Source organism: Paraburkholderia solisilvae, from assembly GCF_902859875.1.
GTDB lineage: Bacteria > Pseudomonadota > Gammaproteobacteria > Burkholderiales > Burkholderiaceae > Paraburkholderia > Paraburkholderia solisilvae.
Genome location: NZ_CADIKF010000003.1, coordinates 141,622 through 168,195 on the forward strand (window position 1 = coordinate 141,622; position 26,574 = coordinate 168,195).

Genomic DNA, 26,574 nt, shown 5'->3' on the forward strand with positions numbered 1-26,574 from the left:
TGCGCCTGTGCTTGTCGGTGCAAGAACAAAGCCCGCGTGTGTCGAACCACAGCGGGCTTTTTTCATCGAAGAATCGCGGGCGGGACCCGGGCTCAAACCGGCGCCGGTTGACGCCGCGCGGTCCGAAACGCGGGAAACCGCGCCACAAACGTGCTGCCGCGCCCTTCTTCGCTCTTCACTTCGAGTTGCGCGTCGTGCCGTTGCAGCACGTGCTTGACGATCGCGAGCCCGAGGCCCGTGCCGCCGGTGTCGCGCGAACGGCTGCGATCGACGCGATAGAAGCGTTCGGTCAAGCGCGGAATATCGGCGGCCGGAATGCCCAGACCGCTATCCATTACCGTGAACGTCGCCTGGGCGCCTTGCGTGTGCCAGCTCACGTGAATCGATCCGCCATCCGGCGTATAGCGGATCGCGTTCGTCACGAGATTACCAAGTGCACTGAGAATCTCGGTCTCGACGCCGGTCACCGTCAGGCCTTCATCGAGATCGAACGTGATACGGTGACGGCCGCTCGAAAGCGTCTCCGCGTCGTCCCTCAGATGCCGCAGCACCGCGCGCATGTCGACCATCTGCTCGCTGGGCGGCTTGCTGCTGCCTTCAAGCGTCGCGAGCACAAGCAGGTCGCGCACGATATGCTGCATGCGCGAGGCCTGCTGCTCCATCAACTCCAGATAACGTGCACGCTCGGCGTCGTTCAGCGGCAACTCGCGCATCGTCTCGAGAAAGCCGGATAGCACGGTGAGCGGCGTCTTCAGCTCGTGCGATACGTTCGCGACGAAATCGCGCCGCATCGAGTCCGTCCGTTCGAGCTCGGTGATGTCCTGCGACAGCACGAGCTTCCGATTGTCGCCATATGGGAACACCTGCACCGACAGCACGTTCTGCCGCCGCTCGCCCATGCCGCGCATGATCAGCATTTCTTCGTAATGGTGCGAGTTCAGATAGCGGACGAAATCGGGCTGACGGACGAGGTGCGTGATGTGCTGACGCAAATCGCGTTTCGCATCGAGCCCGAAGTGCTGCTCGGAAATCGCATTGCACCATTCGATCTGGTCGTGATCGTCGAGCATCGCGACGCCGTTCGGCGATGCCTGAATAGCCTGAATGAAGCGCGAATGCTGCTGCTCGACCTGGCGCACCTGCGCATGCCAGCGCTTCGCGAGCTTGTGCAGCCGGTAATAGATTTCGCCCCAGATGCCAGGCGCGCTCGGCACCTCGCCATACACCGGCGCGTCGAGCAGACGCCACAGCTGCTGTTTGTGAAATGTGCTGAAGATGCCGTGCACGAGCAGCACGGCGATCACGAGAAGCAGCGCCGCCTTGACGCCGGCGAGCACCCCGACCACCACGCCCAGAACAGCGAGCAACACGAGCGAAACGAGGGAGCGCGCCCAGATGGTGTTCATGTTCCAGCGATCGAAGAAGTAACCACGAGCGGGACGCCCCCGCCTGTCTGCGCCTGTTGGTGCTTGCGAGATGCGCGCGGACAGCGTGTCGCGCTCGTGGGGGTGGGCCTTTTTAGAGGCTCTCTGTTGCGTGCCCTGAAGCGCGGTCAAGCGCTCTTCGCAAGCCGGTAACCGCTGCCGCGGACTGTCTCGATCATAGCATCGCAGCCGGCCGGTTTGAGTGCCGCGCGCAGACGCTTGATATGCACGTCGACGGTTCGTTCCTCGACGAACACGTGATCGCCCCACACCTGGTCGAGCAGCTGCGTGCGGCTGTGCACCCGTTCCGGATGCGTCATGAAGAAGTGCAGCAGACGGAATTCGGTCGGACCGAGATCGAGCTTGATCTCGCTGCCTTGCGCGTGCGCGGCGACCCGGTGCGTCGACGGATCGAGCTTCAGGCCGTTGATCGCGACCACATCTTCGGTCAGCTGCGGCGCGCGGCGGCGCAACACCGCCTTGATGCGCGCCATCAGTTCCTTCGGCGAGAACGGCTTGGTCACATAGTCGTCCGCACCGATTTCCAGGCCGAGCACCTTGTCCTGCTCGTCGCCGCGCGCGGTCAGCATGATGATCGGAATATGCCTCGTGCGCTCGTTATTGCGCAGGTCGCGTGCGAACGCAATACCCGACTTGCCCGGCAGCATCCAGTCGAGCAGGACGAGGTCGGGCAGCACGTCGCTAATCAGGTTTTGCGCCTGTTCCGCATTGTAGGCGCGGATCGGGCAGTGTCCTGCATGTTGAAGATTGACCGAAATCAGTTCGGAAATCGCGGGTTCGTCTTCGATGATAAGAATACTGCTGGGCATCGGTGCCTCGTGAGCTCTTAACAGAAATCGATCAGGGGTCTCAATTGACACACTCGCTAAGCACGTCGATCACGCACGTTTGGCTAAGCGTGTCAGCTGAGCGCCTCTCGCTCGAGCGCGTCGCGCGACTTGTGCCGTACGTCCGTGCCCTTCACGATGTAAATGATGAACTCCGCGATGTTCTTCGCGTGGTCGCCGATCCGTTCGATCGCTTTCGCGATGAACAGGAAGTCGAGACCCACCGAGATCGAACGCGGATCTTCCGTCATGTACGAGATCAGCTTGCGCACGAATGCGCGAAATTCCTCGTCGATCGCCTTGTCGTCGCGCACGATCTGTGCGGCCGCGACCGTATCGAGACGCGCAAACGCATCGAGTGCGCGGCGCAGGATCGACACCGCCATTTCGCCGGACAGCTTGATCTCGGCGATATTGATGGTGCGCGATGCGCCGTCTTCCATCAGGCGCTTCGTGCGTTTCGCGATTTTTTCCGCTTCGTCGCCGGCGCGCTCGAGATTGGTGATGGTCTTCGAGATCGCGAGCAGCAGACGCAGATCGCGCGCGGCCGGCTGGCGGCGCGCGATGATGTTGCTGCACTCTTCGTCGATTTCGACTTCCATCGCGTTCAGACGGTCTTCGGCCGTGATCACCTTTTCGGCGATCTCGAGATCGAAGTTGTTGAGCGCGTTCATCGCGTCGACGATCTGCGCTTCGACGAGGCCGCCCATTTCGAGCACCTTCGATGAAAGCAGGTTCAGATCGGCGTCGAACTGGCTGGACAGGTGTTTATCGGACATGTCGTACTCCCTTACGCTAGCTGCCTCGTTGCCATCACTCAACCGAAACGACCGGTGATGTAGTCTTCGGTTTCCTTACGCACCGGCTTGATAAAGATCTTTTCGGTATCGCCGAACTCGATCAGTTCGCCCAGGTACATATAGGCAGTGTAGTCTGAACAGCGTGCGGCCTGCTGCATGTTGTGCGTCACGATCACTACCGTGTAGTCGCTCTTCAACTCAGCGATCAGCTCTTCGATGCGGCCCGTCGAAATCGGGTCGAGCGCCGAACACGGCTCGTCGAGCAGCAGCACTTCCGGACGGATCGCAATGCCGCGCGCAATGCACAGGCGCTGCTGCTGGCCGCCCGACAGGCCATAGCCGCTTTGGCCCAGCTTGTCCTTCACTTCGTTCCACAGCGCCGCCTTGGTCAACGCCCATTCGACACGGTCGTCCATTTCCGAGCGCGTGAGCGTCTCGAACATCTTCACGCCGAACGCGATGTTGTCGTAAATCGACATCGGGAACGGCGTCGGCTTCTGGAACACCATGCCGATGCGCGCGCGCAAGAGCGAGATGTCGCGCTTGGTCGTCAGCAGGTTTTCGCCGTCCATCAGGATTTCGCCTTCGGCGCGCTGCTCCGGATAGAGCGCGTACATCTTGTTGAACGTGCGCAGCAGCGTGGACTTGCCGCAGCCCGACGGACCGATGAACGCGGTCACCTTGCCTTCGGGAATATGCAGGTTGATGTTCTTCAGCGCGTGATACTTGCCGTAGAAGAAGTTCAGATTGTTGACTTCGATCTTCGGCCGCGAAGGCGCTTGCGCGCGGCCGTTCTGGGCGGGATCGAAACCGGCCGGCGCGGCCGGGCGTTCGACGGGGTTCAGGTGACTTTCTGCCATGTTCATCGGATCGCTCCGCCCTTACTTGTTCGAGAAGATCGTACGCGCGAGGATGTTCAATCCCAGCACACCGAGCGTAATCAGGAATACGCCTGCCCATGCGAGCGACTGCCATTGCGCAAACGGACTCATCGCGAACTTGAAGATCGTGACGGGCAGGTTCGCCATCGGCTGGTTCATATCCCACGTGAAGAACTGGTTCGACAACGCGGTGAAAAGCAGCGGCGCGGTTTCGCCGGCGATCCGCGCGACCGCGAGCAGCACGCCGGTCACGATACCCGCGAGCGACGCCTTCAGCGTGATCGACAGCACCATCTTCCACTTCGGCGTGCCGAGTGCGAACGCGGCTTCGCGCAGTGCGTTCGGCACGAGCTTCAGCATGTTTTCGGTCGTGCGGATCACGATCGGAATTTCCAGCAGCCCGAGCGCGACGACGCCGGACCAGCCGCTGAAGTGCCCCATCTTCGCGACGAAGAGCGCATACACGAAGAGGCCGACTACGATCGACGGCGCCGACAGCAGGATGTCGTTGATAAAGCGCGTGACGCTCGCAAGCGGACCTTTCTGGCCGTATTCAGCGAGATAGACGCCCGCCATGATGCCGATCGGCGTGCCGATCACGGTCGCGAGCCCGACCAGCATCAGGCTGCCGACGATCGCGTTCGCGAGACCGCCGCCGTCGCTGTTCGGCGGCGGCGTCGACTGCGTGAACAACTCGATCGACAGTCCGCCGACGCCGAGGCGCAGCGTCGTGTACAGGATCCAGATCAGCCACAGCAGGCCGAACGCCATCGCCGCGAGCGACAACGTCAGCGCGATCGCGTTGGTCATCCGGCGGCGCTTTTGCAGCCGGTTGCGGGTTTTTTCGAGCGTGACCGCATCGGCCATGCCCGGCATGTTCAGAGGCTGGCTCATCGCTTCGTGCCCTCCCCTTTCTCGAGACGCAGCAGCATCAGTTTTGAAATGGCCAGCACGATGAACGTGATCACGAACAGGATCAGACCGAGTTCCATCAGCGCCGCGGTATGCAAGCCGGGGCTCGCTTCCGCGAACTCGTTGGCGAGCGCCGACGTGATGCTGTTGCCCGGCGAGAACAGCGACACGTTGTCGAGCAGGTTCGTATTGCCGATCACGAACGTGACGGCCATCGTCTCGCCGAGCGCGCGGCCAAGACCGAGCATCACGCCGCCGATCACGCCGTTCTTCGTGAACGGCAGCACGATCTTCCACATCACTTCCCACGTCGTGCAGCCGATGCCGTACGCGGATTCCTTCAGCAGTACCGGCGTCACTTCGAACACGTCGCGCATCACCGAGGCGATGTACGGAATGATCATGATCGCGAGAATCACGCCCGCGCACAGGATGCCGATGCCGATCGGCGCGCCCTGGAACAGCGCACCGACGATCGGCACGCCGGAGAGCAGCGTGCCGAGCGGCTTTTCGAACCACGCGGCGAAGATCGGCGCAAACACGAGCAGACCCCACATGCCGTAGACGATCGACGGAATCGCGGCGAGCAGTTCGATCGCGATGCCGAGCGGCCGGCGCAGCCACGCGGGGGACAATTCAGTGAGGAACAGTGCGATGCCGAAGCTGACCGGCACGGCGATGATCAGCGCGATGATCGACGTCGCGATCGTGCCGTAGATGGGCACCAGCGCGCCGAACTGCTCTGAAGGTGGATCCCAGTCGGCCGTCCACAGGAAGCTCAGGCCGAACTTCTCGATGGTGGGCAGCGACGCGATGATCAGCGACACAATAATGCCACCGAGCAACAATAAGGTAATGATGGCGGCGAGCCGCGCGAGGCCGCCGAAGATAACGTCACCGGCACGACTGGGCGCTTTCTGCTGCGCTGCGCTGCCTGGCGGGTTCGACACGATTGGAATGTCGGACATGGGAGCCTGTTGAAACTGTTTCCGGATGCCGCGCGGCAGGATGCCGGACAGCGTGTACTGCGGGTGACTGACTGCGAGCCCGTGCTTCGAGCCCCTGATTTCAAGCCTTTAACTTCGAGCCCTTGAATTCGAGCCTCATTACCGGCCCCTTGGGCCTGCCCGTACGGCGATACTGCGCGCGGGTACGGCGGGCTGCCCGTTGCCGCGCCCCATGATGACGCAGCACGCCGCGAGTTTGATCTCGCGGCGTCGGGGTCAGCTGGACCGATCGCCGACCGATCCAGCTTACTTCACTTCAGCGTGACTTACTCGGCTGCGAGCGACTTGCCCGAAGCGTCCTTCACCTTCGTCTTCCACTGCGACTTGATCGTCTCGACCACCGACGGCGGCAGCGAGATGTAATCCAGATCCGACGCGGCCTGGCCGCCATTCTTGAACGCCCAGTCGAAGAACTTCAGCGTTTCCGCGCCTTCAGCCGGCTTGTCCTGCGTCGTGTGCAGCAGCACGAACGTCGCGCCGACGACCGGCCATGCATCCTTGCCCGGCTCGTTCGTGAGGATCTGGTAGAACGTCTTCGACCAGTCAGCGCCCGCCGCGGCTGCCTTGAAGCTTTCCGTCTTCGGCTCGACCACCGCACCCGACTCGTTCTTCATCGCCGTGTAGATCATATGGTTCTGCTTCGCGTACGCCCACTCGACGTAGCCGATCGCACCCGGCAGACGCTGCACGAATGCCGCGACGCCGTCGTTACCCTTGCCGCCCGTACCCGTCGGCCAGTTGACCGTCGTGCCTTCGCCGATCTTCGACTTCCACTCGCCATTGACCTTCGACAGGTAGTTCGTCCAGATGAAGCTCGTGCCCGAACCATCCGCACGGCGCACCACGGCGACGTCCGTATCCGGCAGCTTCACCTTCGGGTTCAGCGCGGCGATCGCCGGGTCGTTCCACTTCTTGATCTTGCCCAGATAGATGTCGCCGAGCACTTCGCCCGACAGCACGATCTCACCTGCCTTCACGCCCGGGATATTGACGACGGGCACCACGCCACCGACCACAGTCGGGAACTGGAACAGACCGTCCTTGGCGAGATCCTCATCCTTCAGCGGAGCGTCCGAACCGGCAAAATCCACCGTCTTGGCGATGATCTGCTTGATCCCGCCCGACGAACCGATGCCCTGGTAGTTCACCTTGCCGCCGCCGTTCTTCTGATAGGCATCTGCCCATTTCGTGTAAATCGGTGCCGCAAAGGTGCTGCCCGCGCCGGTAATATCTGTGGCGGCTTGCGCTGCGATCGCGAAGAGCGCGCCAGCCAGGCCAGCGAACGCGGTTTGCATCAATTTCATGAGACCTCCAGTGGTGTGAGCGGATGACACGACACCGCGAAGAATAGGGTCTCCGTGTGACAGTAATGTGACTCTTCGTGAAGGTCACGTGTCAATTCCTTTACGTTTGCGAAAGGATTGAGCAAGGGACTTGCGGGTCAGTCCGTACGCATCGAGTATGCAATTGAACTGAGCAATCGACGCCTGATGCGTGAAAGTTCGATTTCATGCGGCTTTCAGGACGCTTCGGCGCCAGCCGGGGGGCGAAATGGGGTCGAAAAATCAGGCGACGGTGGCGGCCGGCAAGCGCAGCCACCGTGCAAAATTTATCTGACGAAACTGGGGACTCGAGAAACAAACCAGGGAACAATTCAGGGAGCAACCCGAGGAGCGAGTTATGTCAGCGCGCCCGGCCCGGACCTGGCGCGCTGACGGCTTTACGCCGGACCGGCTTAGGCCGTGGCCTGCCGGACGACGTCGGCGATCGCTTCCGCGTGCTCCAGCGCGTCCTGTTCGCGCGCGGCCTCGACCATCACCCGCAGCACGGGCTCGGTGCCCGACGCCCGGATCAACACGCGGCCGCTGCCGTCGAGTGCGCCCTCCGCGGCGCTGACCGCGCGCCGGATCGCATCGCTCGCCTTCCAGTCGGCGCCCGGCCGCATCCGCACATTGATCAGCTTTTGCGGGAACAGCGTCACGCCATCCAGCAACTGCGCGAGCGACTTGCCGCTGCGCTGCATCGCGGCCAGCACCAGCAGCGCCGACACGATGCCGTCACCGGTCGAATGACGGTCGAGCGACAGGATGTGCCCCGAGCCCTCGGCGCCCAGCTGCCAGCCGTGCTCGCGCAGTTGCTCGAGCACGTAACGGTCGCCGACCGCCGCGCGCACGAACTTGACGCCAGCACGCTGCAGCGCGACTTCGACGGCCATATTGGTCATCAGGGTGCCGACCGCTCCTTCGACCTTGCCTGCGGTCGCCATGCGGTCCTGGACGAGCACATACAGCAGTTCGTCGCCGTTGAAAAGCCGGCCGGTCGAATCGACGACTTGCAGACGGTCCGCGTCGCCGTCGAGCGCGATGCCGAGATCGGCGTTGTTGGCCCGCACCGCGCGCATCAGCGCGTCCGGCGCGGTCGCGCCGACGCCGTCGTTGATGTTGAAGCCGTTCGGCGCCACGCCGATCGGCACGACGTCGGCGCCGAGCTCGTGGAACACGTGCGGTGCGACGTCGTACGCGGCGCCATGCGCGCAGTCGACCACCAGCTTCATGCCGTGCAGATCGTAACTCGCCGGGAACGTGCTCTTGCAGAACTCGATGTAGCGGCCAGCGGCGTCGTCAAGGCGCTTTGCCTTGCCGAGTTGCTCCGACGGTGCGCATGCGAGCGGCAGCTCGAGGTGCTGTTCGATCTGCGCCTCGACTTCGTCGGGCAGCTTGTTGCCGTCCGCGGAAAAGAACTTGATGCCGTTGTCGTAGTACGGGTTATGCGATGCGCTGATCACCACGCCCGCCGCAAGCCGCAGCGCGCGCGTCAGATACGCGACGCCGGGCGTCGGCATCGGACCCGCGAGCATCACGTCGACGCCCGCCGCCGAGAAACCCGACTCCAGCGCGGCCTCGAGCATATAGCCCGATACGCGCGTGTCCTTGCCGATCAGAACCGTCGGGCGCGTACCGCTTTTCGCCCAGCGGTCCGCGCCGGCCAGCACCTTGCCGGCCGCGTAGCCGAGCCGCAAAACGAAATCAGGCGTGATCGGTGCGTCGCCGACCTTGCCGCGAATACCATCTGTGCCGAAATAGCGCCGTGTCATGGCTGAATTTTCCTCCTTGTGGGGTCAGCTGCGGTGCGCCGCGGCGCACGTCGCCGACCATATCTTTAATGCGTCCACCGTTTGCGCGACGTCGTGCACCCGAATGATCGACGCGCCGTGCGCAGCCGCGCAAACCGCTGCCGCGATGCTGGCCGCAAGCCGCTCGCCCGGCGCGCCGCGGCCTGTCACCGCACTGAGTATCGACTTGCGCGACAGGCCGGCAAGGATCGGCAGCGGCGGCTCGCCGCGCGGCGCCGTGTCGGCCAGATGCGCGAGCAGCGTGTAATTGTGCTTGACCGTCTTGCCGAAGCCAAAGCCGGGATCCACGCTTACGCGCGAACGCGCAATACCCGCTTGTAACAACGCTTCCGTGCGTTCGGCAAGGAACGCGCGCACGTCCTCGACAACGTCCTGATAGACCGGCTCACTAGCCTGCATCGTGCGCGGCTCGCCGAGCATATGCATCACACACAAGCCGCAGTCGCTGCCGCGCACCGCATCGATCGCACCGGGCATCCGGAAACCCCAGATGTCGTTGATCATATCGGCGCCGGCGGCAAGCGCGGCGCGCATCACCTCCGGCTTGTACGTATCGACCGACAGCGGCACGTTCGCGTCGCGCAGTTGCTCGACGAGCGGAATCACACGCGCCAGTTCTTCATCGGTCGCGACCGGCAGCGCGCCCGGCCGGGTGGACTCGCCGCCGATATCGATCAGGTCTGCGCCGTCGAGCAGCATCCTTTCCGCCTGACGCAGCGCATCGCCGCGCGCGACAAAGTTGCCGCCGTCCGAGAACGAGTCGGGTGTCACGTTGAGTATGCCCATCACCAGCGGACGCTCGAATGACAGCGTAAAGCGACCGCATTGCAACGGCTCGGGGCGACCTTGGGAAGATGCGTGAGTGGACACGAAGCGACAGATGCTTGAAGTTGGATAGACCGGCTGGACAGACATGGCTGGACAATAGCAGTCTGCCAGACCCGAATGAGCACGTCGAAAACAAAAAACGGGCCGGTGTGAATCACACCGGCCCGCGTGTTGAGACGGCCTCGATCAGGCCGGTGCCGTCGCGCTACCCGGCTTGACTTCGGGACCCGCGCTGCTGCCGCCGCCCGTCGGCGCGTCGCTTGGCGACGGCGTGCTCTTCGGTGAGCGCGGCGGACGGCCTGCCATGATGTCGTTGATCTGATCGGCGTCGATCGTCTCCCACTCCATCAGTGCGGCGGTCATCGCTTCGACTTTATCGCGGTTTTCGCTGAGAAGGCGCTTCGCGAGGTTGTACTGCTCGTCCAGCACATGGCGAATCTCAGCGTCGACCTTCTGCTGCGTCGCTTCCGAAATCGTACGCGTGAACCCGCGGCCAAACGGCGACGCATCGTTTTCGTCGTCGACGTAGACCATCGGCCCGAGCGCGTCGGTCATGCCGAAGCGCGCGACCATCGCACGGGCCGTCGCCGTCGCCTTGTTGAAATCGTCCGATGCGCCGGTGCTGATCAGGTTCAGAAACAGCTCTTCGGCCACGCGACCGCCGAACAGAATGGCAAGACGGTCGAGCAGATAGTCCTTCGAGTACGTTTCGTTGTCGTGTTCCGGCAATTGCCACGTGACACCCAGCGCACGGCCGCGCGGAATAATCGTGACCTTGTGCACCGGATCAGCCTTCGGCAGCAGCTTCGCAATCACCGCATGGCCCGACTCGTGATATGCGGTCGCGCGTTTCGCGTCCTCGCGGATCACCGCCGACTTGCGCTCCGGACCCATGAAGATTTTGTCCTTCGCGTCTTCAAAGTCCTGCATCTCGACGATGCGTTTGCCGCGGCGTGCGGCAAAAAGCGCCGCTTCGTTCACGAGGTTCGCGAGATCGGCGCCCGAAAAGCCCGGCGTACCGCGTGCGATCACCGCTGCATCGACGTCGTTCGCAATCGGCACCTTCCGCAGGTGCACCTTCATGATGTGCTCGCGGCCACGGATGTCCGGCAGACCGACGTACACCTGACGGTCGAAACGGCCCGGGCGCAGCAACGCCTTGTCGAGCACGTCGGAGCGGTTCGTCGCGGCGATTACGATCACACCCGAGTTCGCCTCGAAGCCGTCCATTTCGACGAGCATCTGGTTCAGCGTCTGCTCGCGTTCGTCGTTGCCGCCGCCCATGCCGGCACCGCGATGGCGGCCGACCGCATCGATTTCGTCGATAAACACGATGCAAGGCGCGTGCTTCTTCGCCTGTTCGAACATGTCGCGCACACGCGCGGCACCGACGCCCACGAACATTTCGACGAAGTCCGAACCCGAAATGCTGAAGAACGGCACTTTCGCCTCGCCCGCAATGGCACGCGCGAGCAGCGTCTTACCGGTTCCCGGTGGGCCGACCAGCAGCACGCCGCGCGGAATTCGCCCGCCGAGTTTCTGGAATTTTTGCGGATCGCGCAGGAAGTCGACCAGTTCGGAGACTTCCTCTTTCGCTTCGTCGCAGCCGGCGACATCGGAGAAATTGATGGCGTTGTTGTTCTCGTCGATCAGGCGCGCCCGGGATTTCCCGAACGAAAAGGCCCCGCCTTTGCCGCCCCCCTGCATCTGCCTCATCATGTAGAACCAGAAGCCGATGATCAGGATCGTCGGGCCGAGATAGTACAACGCGGAAACAAGCGCATTCGGTTCGTCATCGGCCTTGCCGCTGACCTGAACGCCGTACTTCATCAGGTCGCCGACCATCCAGATGTCGCCCGGCGACACGATCTGGTATTTCTGACCATCCGCCGGGGTGACCGTCAGATTGCGGCCCTGAACAATGACGCTTTTAACCTTGCCGCTTTTCGCATCGTCCATGAACTGCGAATAGGAAACGCCTTCCTGGACACGGGGCTTGTCGAACTGCTTGAACACCGTAAACAGCACCAGTGCGATAACCAGCCACACTGCTGCCTTCGAAAACATGTTGTTGTTCAAAGCACCACTCCTTCACTCATTGACAAGCGCCTACATTTGCCTTGCGGCACCACTCAGGCATTCTAATCCAGACCGCAGACCCCTGCCATAAGCATTCGCTACCGTAAATATAGCGAACCGCGCAACGCCGGCGCCGTTTTCCGGCACATTGAAAGTAATAAATTCACATTTGAATCCGAACCAATCAACCGGGACGCTTCAAATGCTTGCCCAAAATAAATGTCTCAGACGATTTGTCCCGCGACGCCTTGGGTTTGCGGGCTGCCACCGTTTTGAACTGATGCTTGAACTTTTCGACAATCTGGCTGTAACCGCTGCCGTGAAAGCACTTGACTAAAAGGGCACCATCCGGCTTCAAGTGGTTCTGTGCGAACTCCAGCGCGAGATCGCATACATGCTCGATCCGCGCGGCGTCCGCCACCGCCACGCCCGAGAGGTTGGGCGCCATGTCCGAAATTACAAGGTCGACCGGACGATCGCCGACCACTTCTTCCAGTTGACCGAGCACGCTATCTTCGCGGAAATCCCCCTGGATGAAGTGCACGTCCGCAATCGGCTCCATCGGCAGCAGATCCAGCGCGATGATCGTGCCGTCGATGCCGCCCTCGCGCGTCGCGTCGCGCCGCGGACTGCGTGCGAGCTTGTTGCGTGCGTACTGGCTCCAGCTGCCGGGCGCGGCGCCGAGGTCGACGATCACCTGCCCGGGGCGAATCAGCTTGTCCTGCTCGTCGATTTCCTTGAGCTTGTAGGCCGCACGGGCGCGATAGCCCTCCCGTTGGGCCATTTTCACGTACGGATCGTTGATGTGGTCGTGCAGCCACGACTGACTGAAGCGGTTTTTTGCCATTAATCGATGAACTTTTGATGCGTGATTCGGCGCTTTTAGCGGATAATACGCGTTTAATCGAACCGAACGCGCTCGCTCCCGCGAGCGGACCGCAGCGGCGCTATTTTAGTCGAGTCCCCATTCTTCCATGCCAGCCCTCAAAGTCTCCTCCGATCAACGCGCCGCGCTGCGCGCCCAGGCGCATGCGCTCAAACCCGTCGTACTGGTGGGCGCTGAGGGCTTGACCGATGCCGTGCTGGCTGAAATCGAAGTCAATCTGACGGCGCACCAACTGATCAAGATTCGCGTCTTCGGCGACGAGCGCGACGAACGGATCGCGATCTACGATGACATCTGCGACCGGCTGAATGCCGCGCCGATCCAGCATATCGGCAAGCTCCTCGTCGTCTGGAAGCCCGAAGCCCCGAAGCCGTCCACACGGACGCGGCGCAACGCGCCGCCGAGCGCCGCAGAAGCGGCCGCCGAAAACTCCGCCACGCGTGGCCGTGCGCCTCGCGTGGTCAAGGTGGTCCCCATCTCGCCGGATAACCCATTGCGTCGTCCGAGGCCGCAAAAGGTTGTCGTGCGTGGCAATGAACGGGTGACCGCGGGCGGCAACGTCAAGCGCGCGAAGAAACGCCAGACCAGCGCAAAGCGATCGCATCAATCGGCGAAGTAATCGTTGGTTCGCCGCGCCGCCGCCCCGCCCGGTGCACGACGGGGCGCTTGCGAAACAAACCGGAAGTGGTTCACCACGCTGTCTGCGCCCGTTTCCGGTTACATGCGGCATGGTGCCGCACCGCGCCGCGATGAATCAACGGTGCGAATCAACTGCGCCAGTCGACGGCGCGAAGCAACTTCGAGTTCAGCAGAGCACGGACAAGCCATCCGCATCTGGCCTGCCGGATTGACACGCCCGATGCGCCAGCTCGATGATCAACCGGCAGTCTTCGCGCGACCAACCGTCACATCCGCAGGTGTTTCCGCCGACGCCACCGCGCTCATCGGCAACTTCCACACGAGCACCAGCCCCAGCAAACTCTCGAGCAGATAGAACACACTCGACACGCCATGCAGCATGCCGAAACGGCTTGCATATACCGAATGGCCAACGTCGGTGCCGGCCTCTTGCGCCGCGATGCGCAGCGCATTCATAAATGGCTGCAACGCGAAATATCCGAGCAGCACACAGACAAGCATGCCGGCCACCAGCCAGCGCAGCCGTCGATAGGCGTCGCCGCCGCGACGGATCAGTACATTGCACAATGCGAGCAGCAACACGCCGCACACGACGCCAGCGATGCCCTCGATGCGAAACAGCTGCGCGGCGACCGAGCCCGCTGTGATCCGATCGAGCGACGCGAACAACACCGGCGCGACTGCAAAGCCAAGCGTCAACAGACTGCCGACCCACACTGCTGTCAGCAGACGGAACAATCGATGCGGCATCAAAGGTACCCCGGGGATCACGAACTCAGACGTAGCGAACCGAGATGATCTCGTACTTGCGCACGCCGCTTGGCGCCTGCACCGACGCCACGTCGCCTTCGGACTTGCCGATCAGCGCGCGCGCGATCGGCGAGCTGACCGAGATCAGGCCGTGCTCGAGATCCGCTTCGTCGTCGCCGACGATCTGATAGGTTACGGCGGCGCCCGTGTCGAGATCTTCGAGTTCGACGGTGGCGGCAAACACGATGCGTCCATCCGCATCGAGTGCGGCCGGGTCGATGATCTGCGCGGCGGCCAGCTTCGATTCGATATCGGCGATACGCCCTTCGATGAAGCCCTGCTTCTCTTTTGCCGCGTCGTATTCGGCGTTTTCCGACAGATCGCCCTGGGCACGCGCTTCCGCGATCGAATTAATGACCGACGGACGTTCAACCGTTTTCAGGCGCTGCAATTCCTCGCGCAACTGGTCAGCGCCGCGTTTCGTCAATGGAATAGTGCTCATAAACAACTCTTTGGCAAAAAATAGCCTTCAAAAAAAATCACCGCGGTTAAGTGCATCCCCAAAGAGGTACGCGACGCCGGCGCTGGCGGGAGAGCCCGATCCGGTACCTTCAGGGACGCCGCTTAACCGCGGCACATACTGCTTCGACAGAGATTCGAAGCCTTAGTTTAGGCGAGCGTGAAGCCCTTGTAAATCATACACCTCGAGATCCTTCAGGTAGCGCAGACCCTCGACCGCCGCACGCGCGCCCGACATGGTCGTGTAGTACGTGACCTTGTTCGCCTGCGCGCTCATGCGTATCGAGCGCGAATCGGCGATCGCGGCACGCGTTTCGTCGACGGTGGTGAACACCAGCGCGATCTCGCCGTTCTTGATCATATCGACGATGTGCGGCCGGCCGTCTTTCACCTTGTTGACCACGCGCACCGGCACCCCGGCGGCCTCGATCGCCGCGGCCGTCCCTTTGGTCGCAACCAGCGGGTAGCCCAGCTCATGCAGCATGCGCGCGACTTCGACGGCCTTTGGTTTGTCGGCGTCCATCACCGTCAGCAGCACCGTGCCCGACTCGGGCAGACGCGAACCGGCCGCGAGTTGCGACTTGAAGAGCGCTTCGCCGAACGTGCGGCCCACGCCCATCACTTCGCCGGTCGAGCGCATTTCAGGCCCCAGCACCGGGTCGACGGTTGGAAACTTCACGAACGGAAACACCGCTTCCTTGACGCTGAAGTACGGCGGGTCGATTTCCTTCGTCACACGTTGCTGCGCAAGCGTCTGACCGACCATCGCACGCGCGGCGATCTTCGCCAGCGGCAGGCTGGTTGCCTTCGACACATACGGCACCGTGCGCGACGCACGCGGATTCACTTCGAGCACGTAGATCACATCGCGCTTCGAGCCGTCTTCCTGCGGCACCTGCTGGATCGCGAACTGCACGTTCATCAGGCCGATCACGTTCAGCGCTTTCGCCATCGCGGCGGTTTGACGCTTGAGTTCGGCAACGGTCTCCTGCGCGAGCGAATACGGCGGCAACGAACACGCCGAATCGCCCGAGTGCACGCCCGCCTGCTCGATGTGCTCCATCACGCCGCCGATAAACACGGTGTCGCCATCCGAGATGCAATCGACATCGCATTCGATCGCATCGTTCAGGAAGCGGTCGAGCAGCACCGGCGAATCGTTGCTTACCTTCACCGCTTCGCGCATATAGCGCTCGAGATCGCGCGGCTCATGCACGATCTCCATCGCGCGGCCGCCCAGCACATACGACGGACGCACGACCAGCGGATAACCGATTTCGTCGGCAAGCTTCAGCGCTTCGTCTTCAGCGCGCGCGGTGCGGTTCGGCGGCTGGCGCAATTGCAACTTCTGCAGCAGCTTCTGGAAACGTTCGCGATCTTCGGCCGCATCGATCATGTCCGGCGACGTGCCGATGATCGGCACACCGTTTGCCTCGAGATCGAGCGCGAGCTTCAGCGGCGTCTGGCCGCCGTATTGCACGATTACGCCGAGCGGCTTTTCCTTGTCGACGATCTCGAGCACGTCTTCGAGCGTCAGCGGCTCGAAGTACAGGCGGTCCGACGTATCGTAGTCGGTCGACACGGTCTCCGGATTGCAGTTGACCATGATCGTTTCGTAACCGTCTTCACGCATTGCGAGCGCCGCGTGCACGCAGCAGTAGTCGAACTCGATGCCCTGGCCGATCCGGTTCGGGCCGCCGCCCAGCACCATGATCTTCCTGTTGCTGGTCGGGTTCGCTTCGCACTCTTCTTCGTACGTCGAGTACATGTATGCGGTTTTCGTCGCGAATTCGGCCGCGCACGTGTCGACACGCTTGTACACCGGACGCACGTTCAGTTCGATACGACGTTGACGAACGTCAGCCGGCGACGCATTCAACAGCTTCGCGAGGCGCCGGTCGGAGAAACCGCTTTGCTTCAGATAGCGCAACTCCTGCGCGGAGACGCTCGCGAGCGTGCGGCCCTCGAGCACCTTTTCCTTCAGCACGATCTGCTCGATCTGCGCGAGGAACCACGGGTCGATCGCGGTCTCTTCGAAGATCTCTTCGCGCGTGAGGCCAAGACGGAACGCATCGCCGACATACCAGATGCGGTCCGGCCCGGCTTCGCCGATCTCGCGGATCGCTTCGTCGCGGCTCTGGGTCTTTTCGTCGAGTCCATCGACGCCGACTTCGAGACCGCGCAGCGCCTTCTGGAACGACTCCTGGAACGTGCGGCCGATTGCCATCACTTCGCCGACCGACTTCATCTGCGTGGTCAGGCGCGGATCGGCTTCGCGGAATTTCTCGAACGCGAAGCGCGGAATTTTCGTGACGACGTAGTCAATAGTCGGTTCGAACGATGCCGGCGTCTGCCCGCCGGTGATTTCGTTCTTCAGTTCATCGAGCGTATAGCCGACCGCCAGCTTCGCGGCGACCTTCGCGATCGGAAAGCCCGTCGCCTTCGACGCGAGCGCCGACGAACGCGACACCCGCGGGTTCATCTCGATCACAATCATGCGGCCGTCTTTCGGGTCGATCGCGAACTGCACGTTCGAGCCGCCCGTGTCGACGCCGATCTCGCGCAGCACCGCGAGCGACGCATTGCGCAGGATCTGATATTCCTTGTCGGTGAGCGTTTGCGCCGGCGCGACGGTGATCGAATCGCCGGTATGAATGCCCATCGGGTCGAGATTTTCGATCGAGCAGACGATGATGCAGTTGTCCTGCCGGTCGCGAACCACTTCCATCTCGTACTCTTTCCAGCCGAGCAGCGACTCTTCGATCAGCAGCTCGCGCGTCGGCGACAGGTCGAGGCCGCGCTTGCAGATCTCTTCGAACTCCTCGCGGTTGTACGCGATGCCGCCGCCCGAACCACCGAGCGTAAACGACGGCCGGATCACCACCGGATAGCCGATGCCGCCGGTCGCCGCCGCGATCTCGGCGTGCACCTTCAGCGCTTCTTCCATCGAATGCGCGGTGCCCGATTTCGCGGAGCCGAGGCCGATCTTCGTCATCGCGTCCTTGAACTTCTGACGGTCTTCGGCCTTGTCGATCGCCTCCGGCGACGCACCGATCAGCTCGACGTTGTACTTCTCGAGCACGCCGTGGTGATGCAGATCGAGCGCACAGTTGAGCGCGGTCTGGCCGCCCATCGTCGGCAGCACCGCGTCCGGGCGCTCCTTCGCGATGATGCGCTCGACCACTTCCCACGTGATCGGCTCGATATACGTGACGTCGGCGGTGTTCGGGTCGGTCATGATCGTCGCCGGATTGCTGTTGACGAGAATGACCTTGTAGCCCTCTTCACGCAGCGCCTTGCAGGCCTGCGCGCCCGAGTAATCGAACTCGCACGCCTGGCCGATGATGATCGGACCCGCGCCGATGATAAGAATGCTTTTAATGTCTGTCCGCTTGGGCATAACGCTCTCGCTAATCTATTCCAATGTCGACCGGTGTTTGCGTCCCGGCTGGAGCGGGCGCTTTCGCGCGTACTCCGGCCTTACGGTTACTCCGGTCCCATGCAACGTGGTTGCCGTTCTTTCGTTGGCGCGCTGCCGGGTTGCCTGCGCCGCCGCCGCGCGAATCATTCGCTGGCGGCTTCGCTTCGCTCACCGCGGCGCGCGCGGCTCTGTTCGCGTACGCGAGATGCTTTATGCCGCCGCGCTGTTGCTGTCGGCCTGGATGTCCTTGCGGCTATCCATCAGCGCGGTGAAGCGATCGAACAGGTAGCCGATGTCGTGCGGGCCAGGCGACGCTTCCGGGTGGCCCTGGAAGCAGAACGCGGGCTTGTCGGTCAACGCGAAGCCCTGCAGCGTGCCGTCGAACAGCGACACGTGCGTGACCTTCGCATTCGACGGCAGCGTCGCCGCATCGACGGCGAAACCATGGTTCTGCGACGTGATCACGACGCGGCCGTTTTCGAGATCTTTCACCGGATGGTTCGCGCCGTGGTGGCCGGTTTTCATCTTCATCGTCTTCGCGCCGACCGCGAGGCCCATGATCTGATGGCCGAGGCAAATGCCGAAGGTCGGAATGCCGCGCGCGATAAACGCGCGCGTCGCTTCGATCGCGTAGTCGCACGGCTCCGGATCGCCCGGACCATTCGACAGGAACACGCCGTCCGGATTGAGCGCGAACGCGTCGGCGGCGGTGGCTTGCGCGGGCAGCACGGTCACCTGGCAGCCGCGTTCCGCCAGCATGCGCAGGATGTTGTGCTTGACGCCGTAGTCGAACGCGACGACGCGGTACTTCGGCGCGTTCTGCAAGCCGAAGCCGCTACCCAGACGCCACTCGGTCTGCTTCCACTCATACTGGTTCTTCGTCGACACGACCTTTGCGAGGTCCATGCCCGCGAGGCCCGGAAACGAACGCGCGAGTTCGATTGCCTTCGTTTCGTCATCGGAGCCGGCGAGAATGGCGCCATTCTGCGCGCCCTTGTCGCGCAGAACCCGCGTGAGCTTGCGGGTGTCGATACCGGCGATCGCGACGACGCCTTCGTCGCGCAGATAGTCGGACAGCGTGCGCTCCATGCGGAAGTTCGACGCGAGAACCGGCAGGTCGCGAATGATCAGGCCGGCGGCATGGACTTTCGTGGCTTCGACGTCTTCGGCGTTGACGCCGACGTTGCCGATGTGCGGATACGTCAGCGTGACGATCTGCTGCGCGTAGCTCGGGTCGGTCAGGATTTCCTGATACCCGGTGATGGCCGTGTTGAACACGACTTCACCGATCGTATGACCGGCGGCGCCGATCGAGTAACCACGAAAAACCGTGCCGTCGGCGAGCGCGAGCAGAGCGGGAGAAAATGACGGCAACACGGGGGGACTCCTTGGCGGAACACCCTGTTGCCGACCTGTTCATCCGCTCGTGCCGGTGCGTGGGTGCTGCGCGACGAACGCGCGGCGGCCGGTGCAGGCGCAAGCCCGCTCGCGTGGCGCGGCTGAGGTTCGCATCGTGCGCGGCTTGGCCCTGAACGGGTGAGGCGGCGGCAACGAGCAAGAGCCCAAAGCGGGCGCGGCGGCGGATGAACGGTTTAGGAGAGGTAGGCGCTAGGGTGCGGGTTGATAAGCTCAAACCTTGAAATTATAGCCCGAAAGCGCCCCACCCTTCAAATCCGAGATAGAGTGCGCCGACGCGCCGCGCCAGACAATCAGGCCGCGCCACGCCCGGTGCGGCGCGCTACGAAGAGTGCTTCACCAGCGCTTGCGCGGCGTTCGCCAGCACCCGGCTCGGCAATACGTACCAGATCGCGCCGGCCACCTGCAGGCCGAGCAGAATCGCCCACGTGGCCAGATGCGCGTCCGCCGGATAGTGCCCCGCCACCGCCGGCCAATGCGACAGCACCGCGCCGACGCCTATCTGGAACGCGAAAATCAGCAGAAAGATCACGAGGTTCATCGTCGTATTCGCCCGCCCGATCATATGCGGGGCGAAATAGCGTGGCAGCAGCGCGTAACTGAGAATGCCGGTGCCGCCGAAAAACCCGTACGACGCCCAGAGCAGGTTAGCCGGCAACGGCGCCTTCGCCATGATCAGCAACTGCGTGGCGACGAACAGCAAACCGCCGATCCCACAAAACGCATACAGCGAGACGCCGCGCCGCTCGAGGCTGCGCGCAGCCGCGCCGAAGCCGACGCAGCCGGCCATCATCGCGAGGCCGAGCACCGACACGAGCGCCGCGGCCGGCCCGGGCTGCAAGCCGCTGACATCGCGCAGCCATGCGCCGACCCACAGCGACTGCATCGCGTAAAACACGCCTTGCGTGAGCACCGGAAACGACGCGATCTTCCAGAATGCCGCACTGCGCAAGATGTCGACAGTGCCCTTGAACTGGCTCATCAGCGTGATATGGCGCGGCGCATCCTGCTTGTCCGGCGCCCAGAGCCACAAAATCGCGGCGACCGCGATGGTCATCACGCCGAGGCCGACGCACACCGTCCGCCAGCTCGTCAAGGTCAGCACCCAGGTGAGCGGCGAGCCGACGACCACCCCGCCCAGGCCGCCGACCGCCATCGTGAGCCCGTTCACGAACGGCAGGCGCGGCGCCGGAAAATGCTGCGCGAGCGCCTTGAACGCGGCGCCGAGGCAGACCGACACGCCGATGCCGATCAGCAGGCGCCCGATCATCATCAGGCCGATGCCATGCGCGGCGCCGAACACGCCGATGCCCGCCGCGGCGAACAGCAGCATGCCGGCCGTGGTGCGGCGCGAACCATAGTGATCGAGCAATACGCCGGCCGGAATCTGCGCGCCGGCGAAGCCGAGAAAATAGAGACTCGTCAGCAGGCCGAGATCGGTGGCGGATAGCCCCATCTCGCGCGTAATCAGCGGCGCAAATCCGAGGTTCACGCCGCGAAACACGTACGAGACGAAGTAACCGGCGGAAAACAGCAGGAAAACGCGAAGCGGTGTAGACAACATCGGCCTGAACGGAACGGGAATGGAAACAGGAAAACGGTAAGACGCCCGAATACCGGGCCGAATAGTCAGACCATCAGCCCGAGCCGGAACAATAAATGAATTATGGAAGACGCGCTTAAATGAAAACGCCGTCACTTCCGTGACGGCGCGTAGCGAACGAGGCCAAACGAGGCGTATCGGAGCGCACTCCATGCGCTGCCCCCGCAGCGCACGATCGACATCCTCGAGATACCGCTTGTTGTGGTTACTTGCCCTTCTTCGCGTTGGCCGCGGTCTTCTGGCGGCTAGGCGCCGCGGCTTTCGGCGACTCTTTCGGCGACTTCGCGGCGGACGAGCCCGTCGACGCCGAAACCTTCTTTACGCCACCCGTCTTGCCCGCATGCGCGGACGCCTTGACCACGCCCGGCTTGCCGCGGCCCTTCTGGTTCTTCGTGCTCTTGTCGGTTTTATCGTCGTCGGCGCTGTCGCCGCCGACATGCGCGCTGATCTTCTGCACGCCGCCGCCGCCCACGTCCGTCGCGAGACGCTGCGGACCCGGCTCGCTCGGCACACGGCGGCCGACCGGCACGTGCAGCACGATCACCTGACCGGCGCGCACGTCGTTGCGATGCGTCCTGTTCCACGCCTTCAACTGACCGATCGACACGCCATAGCGGCTCGCGAGCGCCGACATCGACTGCGCGCGACGCACGCGGATCAGCATCTTGCGCGTATCGGGGACGTCGGGCTCCATCGCGAGCACCGCGCTTTCGGCGACATCGGCGCTGATGTCCTCGTCGTCGTCATCGCCGCGCGGCACGACGATCGTCGAGCCGGGTTTCAGACGCATGCCCGCCGGAATCTTGTTCACTTCCATCAGCGTGTCCGCGTCGACGCCGATCTTCTGCGCGATCGCCGCCGGACCCGCGCGCTCGGTCACCGTGTAAGTGGTCCATGACGACAGCGAGCCGCTATACGACTTCAGATTGCGCTCGAACGCGCTCGCGTTGTCGAACGGCAACAAAATCTGCGGCTGGGTCGCGCCGAGAATGACCGGCTTCTTGAACGACGGATTGAGCGAACGGAATTCTTCCGGCGTCATATTGGCGAGCTTCGCGGCGATATCGACATCCATGTCGTGCGAGGTCGTCACCGTGACGAAGTACGGGTGGTTCGGGATTTCCGGCAGCGTGAGCCCGAACACCTGCGGGTTCATCACGATGTTCTTCACCGCCTGCAGCTTCGGCACGTAGTTGCGCGTTTCCATCGGCATGCGCAGGTTTTGATAGTCGGTCGGCAAACCCGCCGCCTCGTTGCGCGCGATCGCGCGCTGCACGTTGCCCTCGCCCCAGTTGTACGCGGCAAGCGCGAGATACCAGTCGCCGAACATGTCATGCAGCCTCGACAGATAGTCGAGCGCGGCGCTGGTCGACGCGAGCACGTCGCGGCGCTCGTCCTGCCACATGTTCTGCTTCAGGTTGTAGGTGCGGCCGGTGCCGGGCACGAACTGCCACATGCCGGCCGCCTTCGCGACCGACAACGCCTGCGGGTTGTACGCGGACTCGATGAACGGCAGCAGCGCGAGCTCGGTCGGCATATGACGCGCTTCGAGCTCTTCGACGATGTGATACAGGTACTTCTGCGAACGCTCGGTCATGCGCTGCACGTAGTCGGGACGCTGCACGTACCAGTTGACCTGCATGTCGACCAGATCGCTTTGCAGGTCCGGCATCTGGAAACCGCGGCGGATGCGGCCCCACAGATCGGTATCGGCGCTCGTCAATTGATTGACCGAGCTCTGATCGACGTTGATGGTTTCTTTGGCGGAAGCGGTCTTGCGGAGGGCGTCGGCTACGGCTTGCTGGGTGGCGGGATCGGAGGCGGTGCTGGAACTGATGGCGTTAGTGGGCCCCTGGCTCGCACACGCGGCGAGCGTTAGGACCAACAACGCGCTGAAGATAAATCTCATGAACGTCTCGGCTTCCCGGAAAGACTGGAACTGCAACCTGGAACGACTGCTGGGAGTGCTGGAATACACCGCCGGCTGGAACGACCCACTGAGCGTGGACCAGGACCGCGGATTAAACCGCAGCGTGAAATGCGGCTGGAATTTGCAGCCGATAGTACGAAAGAGCGCGGTTTCCGTCAATCGGAAATGTGTGGAAAAGCCCGCCAAATCTGAGGCTTGGCGGATTTTCCGACGATTCGGATGAAGATTGCCCGAGGCGCGCCCGGGTCGGAGGAACGCCGCGCAGCCTAGCGGAACCGGTTCTTCCATTCGCGCATCAGCGCAAACGCGGTCAGCCGGTCCGTCACCGTTTCGTGCAACTGGTCCGCGAGCGTAGCCTGTATGGCCGGCTCGCCTGCACGCAGAAAAGGATTCACCGCGCGCTCATGGGCGATCGTGGTCGGCAGCGTCGGCACGTTGCGCGCGCGCCGCGCCGACGCTTCGTCGCGCCATGCCTGCAGCGCGGCGTTGCCGGGCTCGCAGGCGAGCGCGAAGCGGATATTCGACAGCGTGTACTCGTGCGCGCAGTGCACTTCGGTCGTGCCGGGCAGCGCCGCGAGCGCATCGAGCGAATCGAGCATCTGCGCGGGCGTGCCTTCGAAGAGCCGCCCGCAGCCGCACGCGAACAGCGTGTCGCCGCAGAACACATGCGGCGTGCCGCGCGGATCGGCCGCCTGGAAGTACGCGATGTGGCCGCTCGTATGGCCGGGCACGTCGAGCACCGTGAAGGCCAGGGAAGGTTCGGCGATGCTGACGCGATCGCCATCGGATAGTCTGTGCGTGAGATGCTCGATCGCTTCGCCGGCGGGGCCGTACACTGGCACCGCCTGGCCTTTCAGCAGATCGGCCACCCCGCCGACGTGGTCGCGATGATGGTGCGTGAGTAAAATAGCGCTCAACCGCCAGCCCCGTTTCGTGAGATAAGCCTGCACGGGGGCAGCCTCACCCGGATCGACCGCTACGGCGTGGCGGCCGTCCGATACGAGCCAGATGTAATTGTCTTCGAAGGCCGGGACCGGTACGTATTCAAGCGCATTCATAGGCGACGCATCTCAACATGTCTGACCGACCGATTATAGACTGGCCCGCCTGGACGGATTCCCCGCCCGGGCGCTACGTGCTGCAATGGGAGCAGGCGCAGCTCGACCGTGTCGTGTCGGACGTGTTCGGCTTTCACGCGCTGCAGCTCGGTCTGCCGCAGCTCGATGCGTTGCGCGAAAACCGCATGCCGGGCCGCGGCCTCGTGCTCGACGCTGCAAGCGGCGCCAGCGCGCCGTACGATCTGCCGGACGGCCACGCTGGCGGCTTGCCCGGCCGTCACGCGCCGCCTGCGCGCAGCACGGTGTGGTGCGATCTGCTCGACCTGCCGTTCGAAGCGCAAAGCGTCGATCTGATCGTGATGCCGCACACGCTCGAATTCACGCGCGATCCGCACCGGCTGTTGCGCGAAGCCGAACGCGTGTTGATGCCTGAAGGACAGTTGATCATCCTCGGCTTCAATTCGCTGTCGCTGTGGGGCGCGCGGCAATCGGTCGGCAAGATGACGGGCCGACCGTTCGTGCCGGCCGCGCACGACCTGATCGCGTTCACGCGGCTGAAGGACTGGATCAAGCTGCTTGGCTTCGAGCTTGATCGCGGGCGCTTCGGCTGCTATCGTCCGCCCCTTGCCAGCGACGTATGGCTCAACCGCTATGCGTTCATGGAATCCGCCGGCGACCGCTGGTGGCCGATCTTCGGCGCCGCATACATGGTGAAGGCGATCAAGCGCATGCCCGGCATGCGCCTCGTCGGCGCCGTGAAGGTGAAGAAGCCCGTGCTCGCGGCCGGCCTCGCGCCCGCCGCCACGCCCAATACACGCAACCATACACATGACGTCTGATCTGATCGAAATCTTCACCGACGGCGCCTGCAAGGGCAACCCGGGCCCCGGCGGCTGGGGTGCGATCCTGCGCTTCGGCGAGCACGAAAAAGAACTGTTCGGCGGCGAAGCGAATACGACCAACAACCGGATGGAACTGATGGCGGTGATCGCCGCGCTCGAGACGCTCAAGCGTCCGTGCAAGGCGATCGTGCACACCGACTCGCAATACGTGCAGAAGGGCATCAGCGAGTGGATCCACGGCTGGAAAAAGAAGAACTGGATGACCGCCGCGAAAACGCCGGTGAAGAACGCGGACTTGTGGCAGCGGCTCGACGCGACCGTCGCGCAGCACGACATCGAATGGCGCTGGGTGAAGGGTCACGCTGGGCATCCGGAAAACGAGCGCGCCGATGCGCTGGCCAATCGCGGCGTCGCGGCGCTCGCCAGTCTCTGATGAACAGGGTGCGCCGAGCGCGTGCTGCGTACTGCGTTGCTGCGCCCTTCCCTCTTCCATAAAGCGGCCTATTTCGACACTTCCGACATGCGTCAGATCATCCTCGATACCGAAACGACCGGCCTGAATGCGCGCAGCGGCGACCGCATTATTGAAATCGGCTGTGTCGAGCTGCTCAATCGCCGGCTCACCGGCAACAATCTGCACTTCTACGTCAATCCCGGGCGCGACAGCGATCCGGGCGCACTCGCAGTGCACGGTCTCACGACCGAGTTTCTCAGCGACAAGCCGAAGTTCGCGGAAATCGCCGATGCACTGGTCGACTTCGTCAGAGACGCCGAATTGATCATTCACAACGCGCCGTTCGATATTGCGTTTCTCGATGCCGAATTTCAGTTGCTTGGACTGCCGGGATTCCACGCGCACTGCGGCACCGAAGTGATCGATACGCTCGTGCAAGCGAAGGCGATGTTCCCCGGCAAGCGCAATTCGCTCGATGCGCTATGCGACCGCTTCGGCATCAGCAATGCGCATCGCACGCTGCACGGCGCGCTGCTCGACTCGGAGCTGCTCGCCGAGGTGTATCTCGCGATGACGCGCGGCCAGGAAAGCCTCGTGATCGACATGATCGGCGACACGTCGGCGTCCGGCGCCGTGCATACGCCGGGTGTCGTGCTCGAAGCGCTCGAGTTGCCGGTGCTGGTCGCGACCGACGATGAACTCGCCGCGCACGAGGCGGTGCTCAACGAGCTCGACAAGGCGATCAAGGGGGTGAGCGTGTGGCGTATTGAGCCTGCGCCGGTCGATGCGGTTGCGGCAGCCGATGCGAGCGCAACGAATGCTTAGTGGACGGCGCGCATTGCTTGCGTGCCCGCCGTATAGCGCGGACAAGCAAACCGGGCACGCAGCGCGCTTAAAAAACCCTTTACGGGGTCGTGAAGCTCTGACATAATATGCAGCTCTTCGGGTGGTTAGCTCAGCGGTAGAGCACTGCCTTCACACGGCAGGGGTCACTGGTTCGATCCCAGTACTACCCACCAGGATTCATGGGTATGTGAGCCCCGAAGAACAAAGGCCCTCAGGCGCAAGCCGAGGGCCTTTTTCTTTCCCTATCTCTTTTCGTTCTTCTCGTGCTGCTTTTTCTATTGACGTAATGCCGTAGACG

The 26,574-nt window shown here is 63.0% G+C and carries 22 protein-coding genes and 1 tRNA gene; 5 read left to right on the plus strand and 18 right to left on the minus strand.

What is annotated here, in order from left to right; translation table 11 throughout:
* Positions 1-92: 92 nt before the first annotated feature.
* The 11 genes from phoR to HV675_RS03345 all read right to left on the minus strand — a co-directional run bounded on the left by phoR (position 93) and on the right by HV675_RS03345 (position 12,759).
* A complete protein-coding gene (gene phoR, locus HV675_RS03295) occupies positions 93-1,406 on the minus strand; it encodes a phosphate regulon sensor histidine kinase PhoR (RefSeq protein ID WP_175109326.1) in 1,314 nt (437 codons plus the stop codon).
* Between the two features lie 146 nt (positions 1,407-1,552).
* On the minus strand, positions 1,553-2,254 hold the full coding sequence (gene phoB, locus HV675_RS03300; protein WP_175109327.1) for a phosphate regulon transcriptional regulator PhoB: 702 nt from the start codon (positions 2,252-2,254) through the stop codon (positions 1,553-1,555).
* A gap of 92 nt (positions 2,255-2,346) precedes the next feature.
* Positions 2,347-3,051, minus strand: a complete 705-nt coding sequence (gene phoU, locus HV675_RS03305) for a phosphate signaling complex protein PhoU (protein WP_175109328.1) — start codon at positions 3,049-3,051, stop codon at positions 2,347-2,349.
* A 38-nt stretch (positions 3,052-3,089) separates the two neighbouring features.
* Positions 3,090-3,938, minus strand: a complete 849-nt coding sequence (gene pstB, locus HV675_RS03310; RefSeq protein WP_175109329.1) for a phosphate ABC transporter ATP-binding protein PstB — start codon at positions 3,936-3,938, stop codon at positions 3,090-3,092.
* Between the two features lie 15 nt (positions 3,939-3,953).
* Entirely contained in the window at positions 3,954-4,847 is an 894-nt protein-coding gene (gene pstA / locus HV675_RS03315; RefSeq protein ID WP_175109330.1) for a phosphate ABC transporter permease PstA, read from the minus strand.
* The gene (pstC, locus tag HV675_RS03320; RefSeq protein ID WP_175109331.1) at positions 4,844-5,833 is read right to left on the minus strand and encodes a phosphate ABC transporter permease PstC; all 990 of its coding nucleotides are present in this window, start codon (positions 5,831-5,833) and stop codon (positions 4,844-4,846) included. The genes pstA and pstC overlap by 4 nt, the downstream gene beginning before the upstream one ends.
* Positions 5,834-6,138: 305 nt before the next feature.
* A complete protein-coding gene (pstS, locus tag HV675_RS03325) occupies positions 6,139-7,176 on the minus strand; it encodes a phosphate ABC transporter substrate-binding protein PstS (protein WP_175109332.1) in 1,038 nt (345 codons plus the stop codon).
* A 431-nt stretch (positions 7,177-7,607) separates the two neighbouring features.
* Positions 7,608-8,966 carry a phosphoglucosamine mutase gene (gene glmM / locus HV675_RS03330; RefSeq protein WP_175109333.1) on the minus strand — a complete coding sequence of 453 codons (1,359 nt, stop codon included), beginning with the start codon at positions 8,964-8,966 and terminating at the stop codon, positions 7,608-7,610.
* Between the two features lie 24 nt (positions 8,967-8,990).
* Complete coding sequence (gene folP / locus HV675_RS03335; RefSeq protein WP_246270079.1) at positions 8,991-9,875, minus strand: dihydropteroate synthase; 885 nt, start codon at positions 9,873-9,875, stop codon at positions 8,991-8,993.
* Positions 9,876-10,019: 144 nt separating this feature from the next.
* Positions 10,020-11,912, minus strand: coding sequence for an ATP-dependent zinc metalloprotease FtsH (ftsH, locus tag HV675_RS03340; RefSeq protein WP_175109335.1), 1,893 nt, complete (start codon positions 11,910-11,912; stop codon positions 10,020-10,022).
* 184 nt (positions 11,913-12,096) lie between these two features.
* Positions 12,097-12,759, minus strand: coding sequence for an RlmE family RNA methyltransferase (locus HV675_RS03345; RefSeq protein WP_175109336.1), 663 nt, complete (start codon positions 12,757-12,759; stop codon positions 12,097-12,099).
* Between the two features lie 127 nt (positions 12,760-12,886).
* On the opposite strand from HV675_RS03345, the gene HV675_RS03350 reads away from it, so the two are divergent.
* Positions 12,887-13,417, plus strand: a complete 531-nt coding sequence (locus HV675_RS03350) for a YhbY family RNA-binding protein (protein ID WP_175109337.1) — start codon at positions 12,887-12,889, stop codon at positions 13,415-13,417.
* 257 nt (positions 13,418-13,674) lie between these two features.
* On the opposite strand, the gene HV675_RS03355 is transcribed toward HV675_RS03350, so the two are convergent.
* The 7 genes from HV675_RS03355 to gloB form a co-directional block, all read right to left on the minus strand.
* A complete protein-coding gene (locus HV675_RS03355; RefSeq protein ID WP_175109338.1) occupies positions 13,675-14,187 on the minus strand; it encodes a DUF4149 domain-containing protein in 513 nt (170 codons plus the stop codon).
* Positions 14,188-14,212: 25 nt separating this feature from the next.
* Positions 14,213-14,689 carry a transcription elongation factor GreA gene (greA, locus tag HV675_RS03360; protein ID WP_175109339.1) on the minus strand — a complete coding sequence of 159 codons (477 nt, stop codon included), beginning with the start codon at positions 14,687-14,689 and terminating at the stop codon, positions 14,213-14,215.
* A gap of 162 nt (positions 14,690-14,851) precedes the next feature.
* Positions 14,852-18,106, minus strand: a complete 3,255-nt coding sequence (carB, locus tag HV675_RS03365) for a carbamoyl-phosphate synthase large subunit (RefSeq protein ID WP_175109340.1) — start codon at positions 18,104-18,106, stop codon at positions 14,852-14,854.
* Positions 18,107-18,337: 231 nt separating this feature from the next.
* On the minus strand, positions 18,338-19,504 hold the full coding sequence (gene carA, locus HV675_RS03370) for a glutamine-hydrolyzing carbamoyl-phosphate synthase small subunit (protein ID WP_175109341.1): 1,167 nt from the start codon (positions 19,502-19,504) through the stop codon (positions 18,338-18,340).
* Positions 19,505-19,865: 361 nt separating this feature from the next.
* Positions 19,866-21,107 (minus strand): MFS transporter, encoded by a 1,242-nt coding sequence (locus HV675_RS03375; protein ID WP_175109342.1) that lies wholly within the window; start codon positions 21,105-21,107, stop codon positions 19,866-19,868.
* A 244-nt stretch (positions 21,108-21,351) separates the two neighbouring features.
* A complete protein-coding gene (locus tag HV675_RS03380) occupies positions 21,352-23,055 on the minus strand; it encodes a transglycosylase SLT domain-containing protein (RefSeq protein WP_175109343.1) in 1,704 nt (567 codons plus the stop codon).
* A 287-nt stretch (positions 23,056-23,342) separates the two neighbouring features.
* Positions 23,343-24,134 (minus strand): hydroxyacylglutathione hydrolase, encoded by a 792-nt coding sequence (gene gloB, locus HV675_RS03385; RefSeq protein ID WP_175109344.1) that lies wholly within the window; start codon positions 24,132-24,134, stop codon positions 23,343-23,345.
* Positions 24,135-24,151: 17 nt separating this feature from the next.
* Between gloB and HV675_RS03390 the strand changes: the two genes are divergently transcribed.
* The 4 genes from HV675_RS03390 to HV675_RS03405 all read left to right on the plus strand — a co-directional run bounded on the left by HV675_RS03390 (position 24,152) and on the right by HV675_RS03405 (position 26,449).
* Complete coding sequence (locus HV675_RS03390; RefSeq protein WP_175109345.1) at positions 24,152-24,973, plus strand: class I SAM-dependent methyltransferase; 822 nt, start codon at positions 24,152-24,154, stop codon at positions 24,971-24,973.
* On the plus strand, positions 24,963-25,409 hold the full coding sequence (gene rnhA / locus HV675_RS03395; RefSeq protein WP_175109346.1) for a ribonuclease HI: 447 nt from the start codon (positions 24,963-24,965) through the stop codon (positions 25,407-25,409). The genes HV675_RS03390 and rnhA overlap by 11 nt, the downstream gene beginning before the upstream one ends.
* Positions 25,410-25,496: 87 nt before the next feature.
* Positions 25,497-26,255, plus strand: a complete 759-nt coding sequence (dnaQ, locus tag HV675_RS03400; protein WP_175109347.1) for a DNA polymerase III subunit epsilon — start codon at positions 25,497-25,499, stop codon at positions 26,253-26,255.
* A 119-nt stretch (positions 26,256-26,374) separates the two neighbouring features.
* A tRNA-Val gene (locus HV675_RS03405) sits at positions 26,375-26,449 on the plus strand.
* Positions 26,450-26,574 lie beyond the last annotated feature (125 nt).

Coding starts and splice junctions, on each gene's coding strand:
- pstS (WP_175109332.1), bottom strand. CDS start 7,176: ATGAAATTGATGCAAACCGCGTTCGCTGGCCTGGCTGGCGCGCTCTTC.
- dnaQ (WP_175109347.1), top strand. CDS start 25,497: ATGCGTCAGATCATCCTCGATACCGAAACGACCGGCCTGAATGCGCGC.
- HV675_RS03350 (WP_175109337.1), top strand. CDS start 12,887: ATGCCAGCCCTCAAAGTCTCCTCCGATCAACGCGCCGCGCTGCGCGCC.
- gloB (WP_175109344.1), bottom strand. CDS start 24,134: ATGAATGCGCTTGAATACGTACCGGTCCCGGCCTTCGAAGACAATTAC.
- HV675_RS03390 (WP_175109345.1), top strand. CDS start 24,152: ATGTCTGACCGACCGATTATAGACTGGCCCGCCTGGACGGATTCCCCG.
- HV675_RS03380 (WP_175109343.1), bottom strand. CDS start 23,055: ATGAGATTTATCTTCAGCGCGTTGTTGGTCCTAACGCTCGCCGCGTGT.
- pstA (WP_175109330.1), bottom strand. CDS start 4,847: ATGAGCCAGCCTCTGAACATGCCGGGCATGGCCGATGCGGTCACGCTC.
- phoB (WP_175109327.1), bottom strand. CDS start 2,254: ATGCCCAGCAGTATTCTTATCATCGAAGACGAACCCGCGATTTCCGAA.
- glmM (WP_175109333.1), bottom strand. CDS start 8,966: ATGACACGGCGCTATTTCGGCACAGATGGTATTCGCGGCAAGGTCGGC.
- HV675_RS03345 (WP_175109336.1), bottom strand. CDS start 12,759: ATGGCAAAAAACCGCTTCAGTCAGTCGTGGCTGCACGACCACATCAAC.
- HV675_RS03355 (WP_175109338.1), bottom strand. CDS start 14,187: ATGCCGCATCGATTGTTCCGTCTGCTGACAGCAGTGTGGGTCGGCAGT.
- pstB (WP_175109329.1), bottom strand. CDS start 3,938: ATGAACATGGCAGAAAGTCACCTGAACCCCGTCGAACGCCCGGCCGCG.
- HV675_RS03375 (WP_175109342.1), bottom strand. CDS start 21,107: ATGTTGTCTACACCGCTTCGCGTTTTCCTGCTGTTTTCCGCCGGTTAC.
- carB (WP_175109340.1), bottom strand. CDS start 18,106: ATGCCCAAGCGGACAGACATTAAAAGCATTCTTATCATCGGCGCGGGT.
- phoU (WP_175109328.1), bottom strand. CDS start 3,051: ATGTCCGATAAACACCTGTCCAGCCAGTTCGACGCCGATCTGAACCTG.
- pstC (WP_175109331.1), bottom strand. CDS start 5,833: ATGTCCGACATTCCAATCGTGTCGAACCCGCCAGGCAGCGCAGCGCAG.
- greA (WP_175109339.1), bottom strand. CDS start 14,689: ATGAGCACTATTCCATTGACGAAACGCGGCGCTGACCAGTTGCGCGAG.
- phoR (WP_175109326.1), bottom strand. CDS start 1,406: ATGAACACCATCTGGGCGCGCTCCCTCGTTTCGCTCGTGTTGCTCGCT.
- rnhA (WP_175109346.1), top strand. CDS start 24,963: ATGACGTCTGATCTGATCGAAATCTTCACCGACGGCGCCTGCAAGGGC.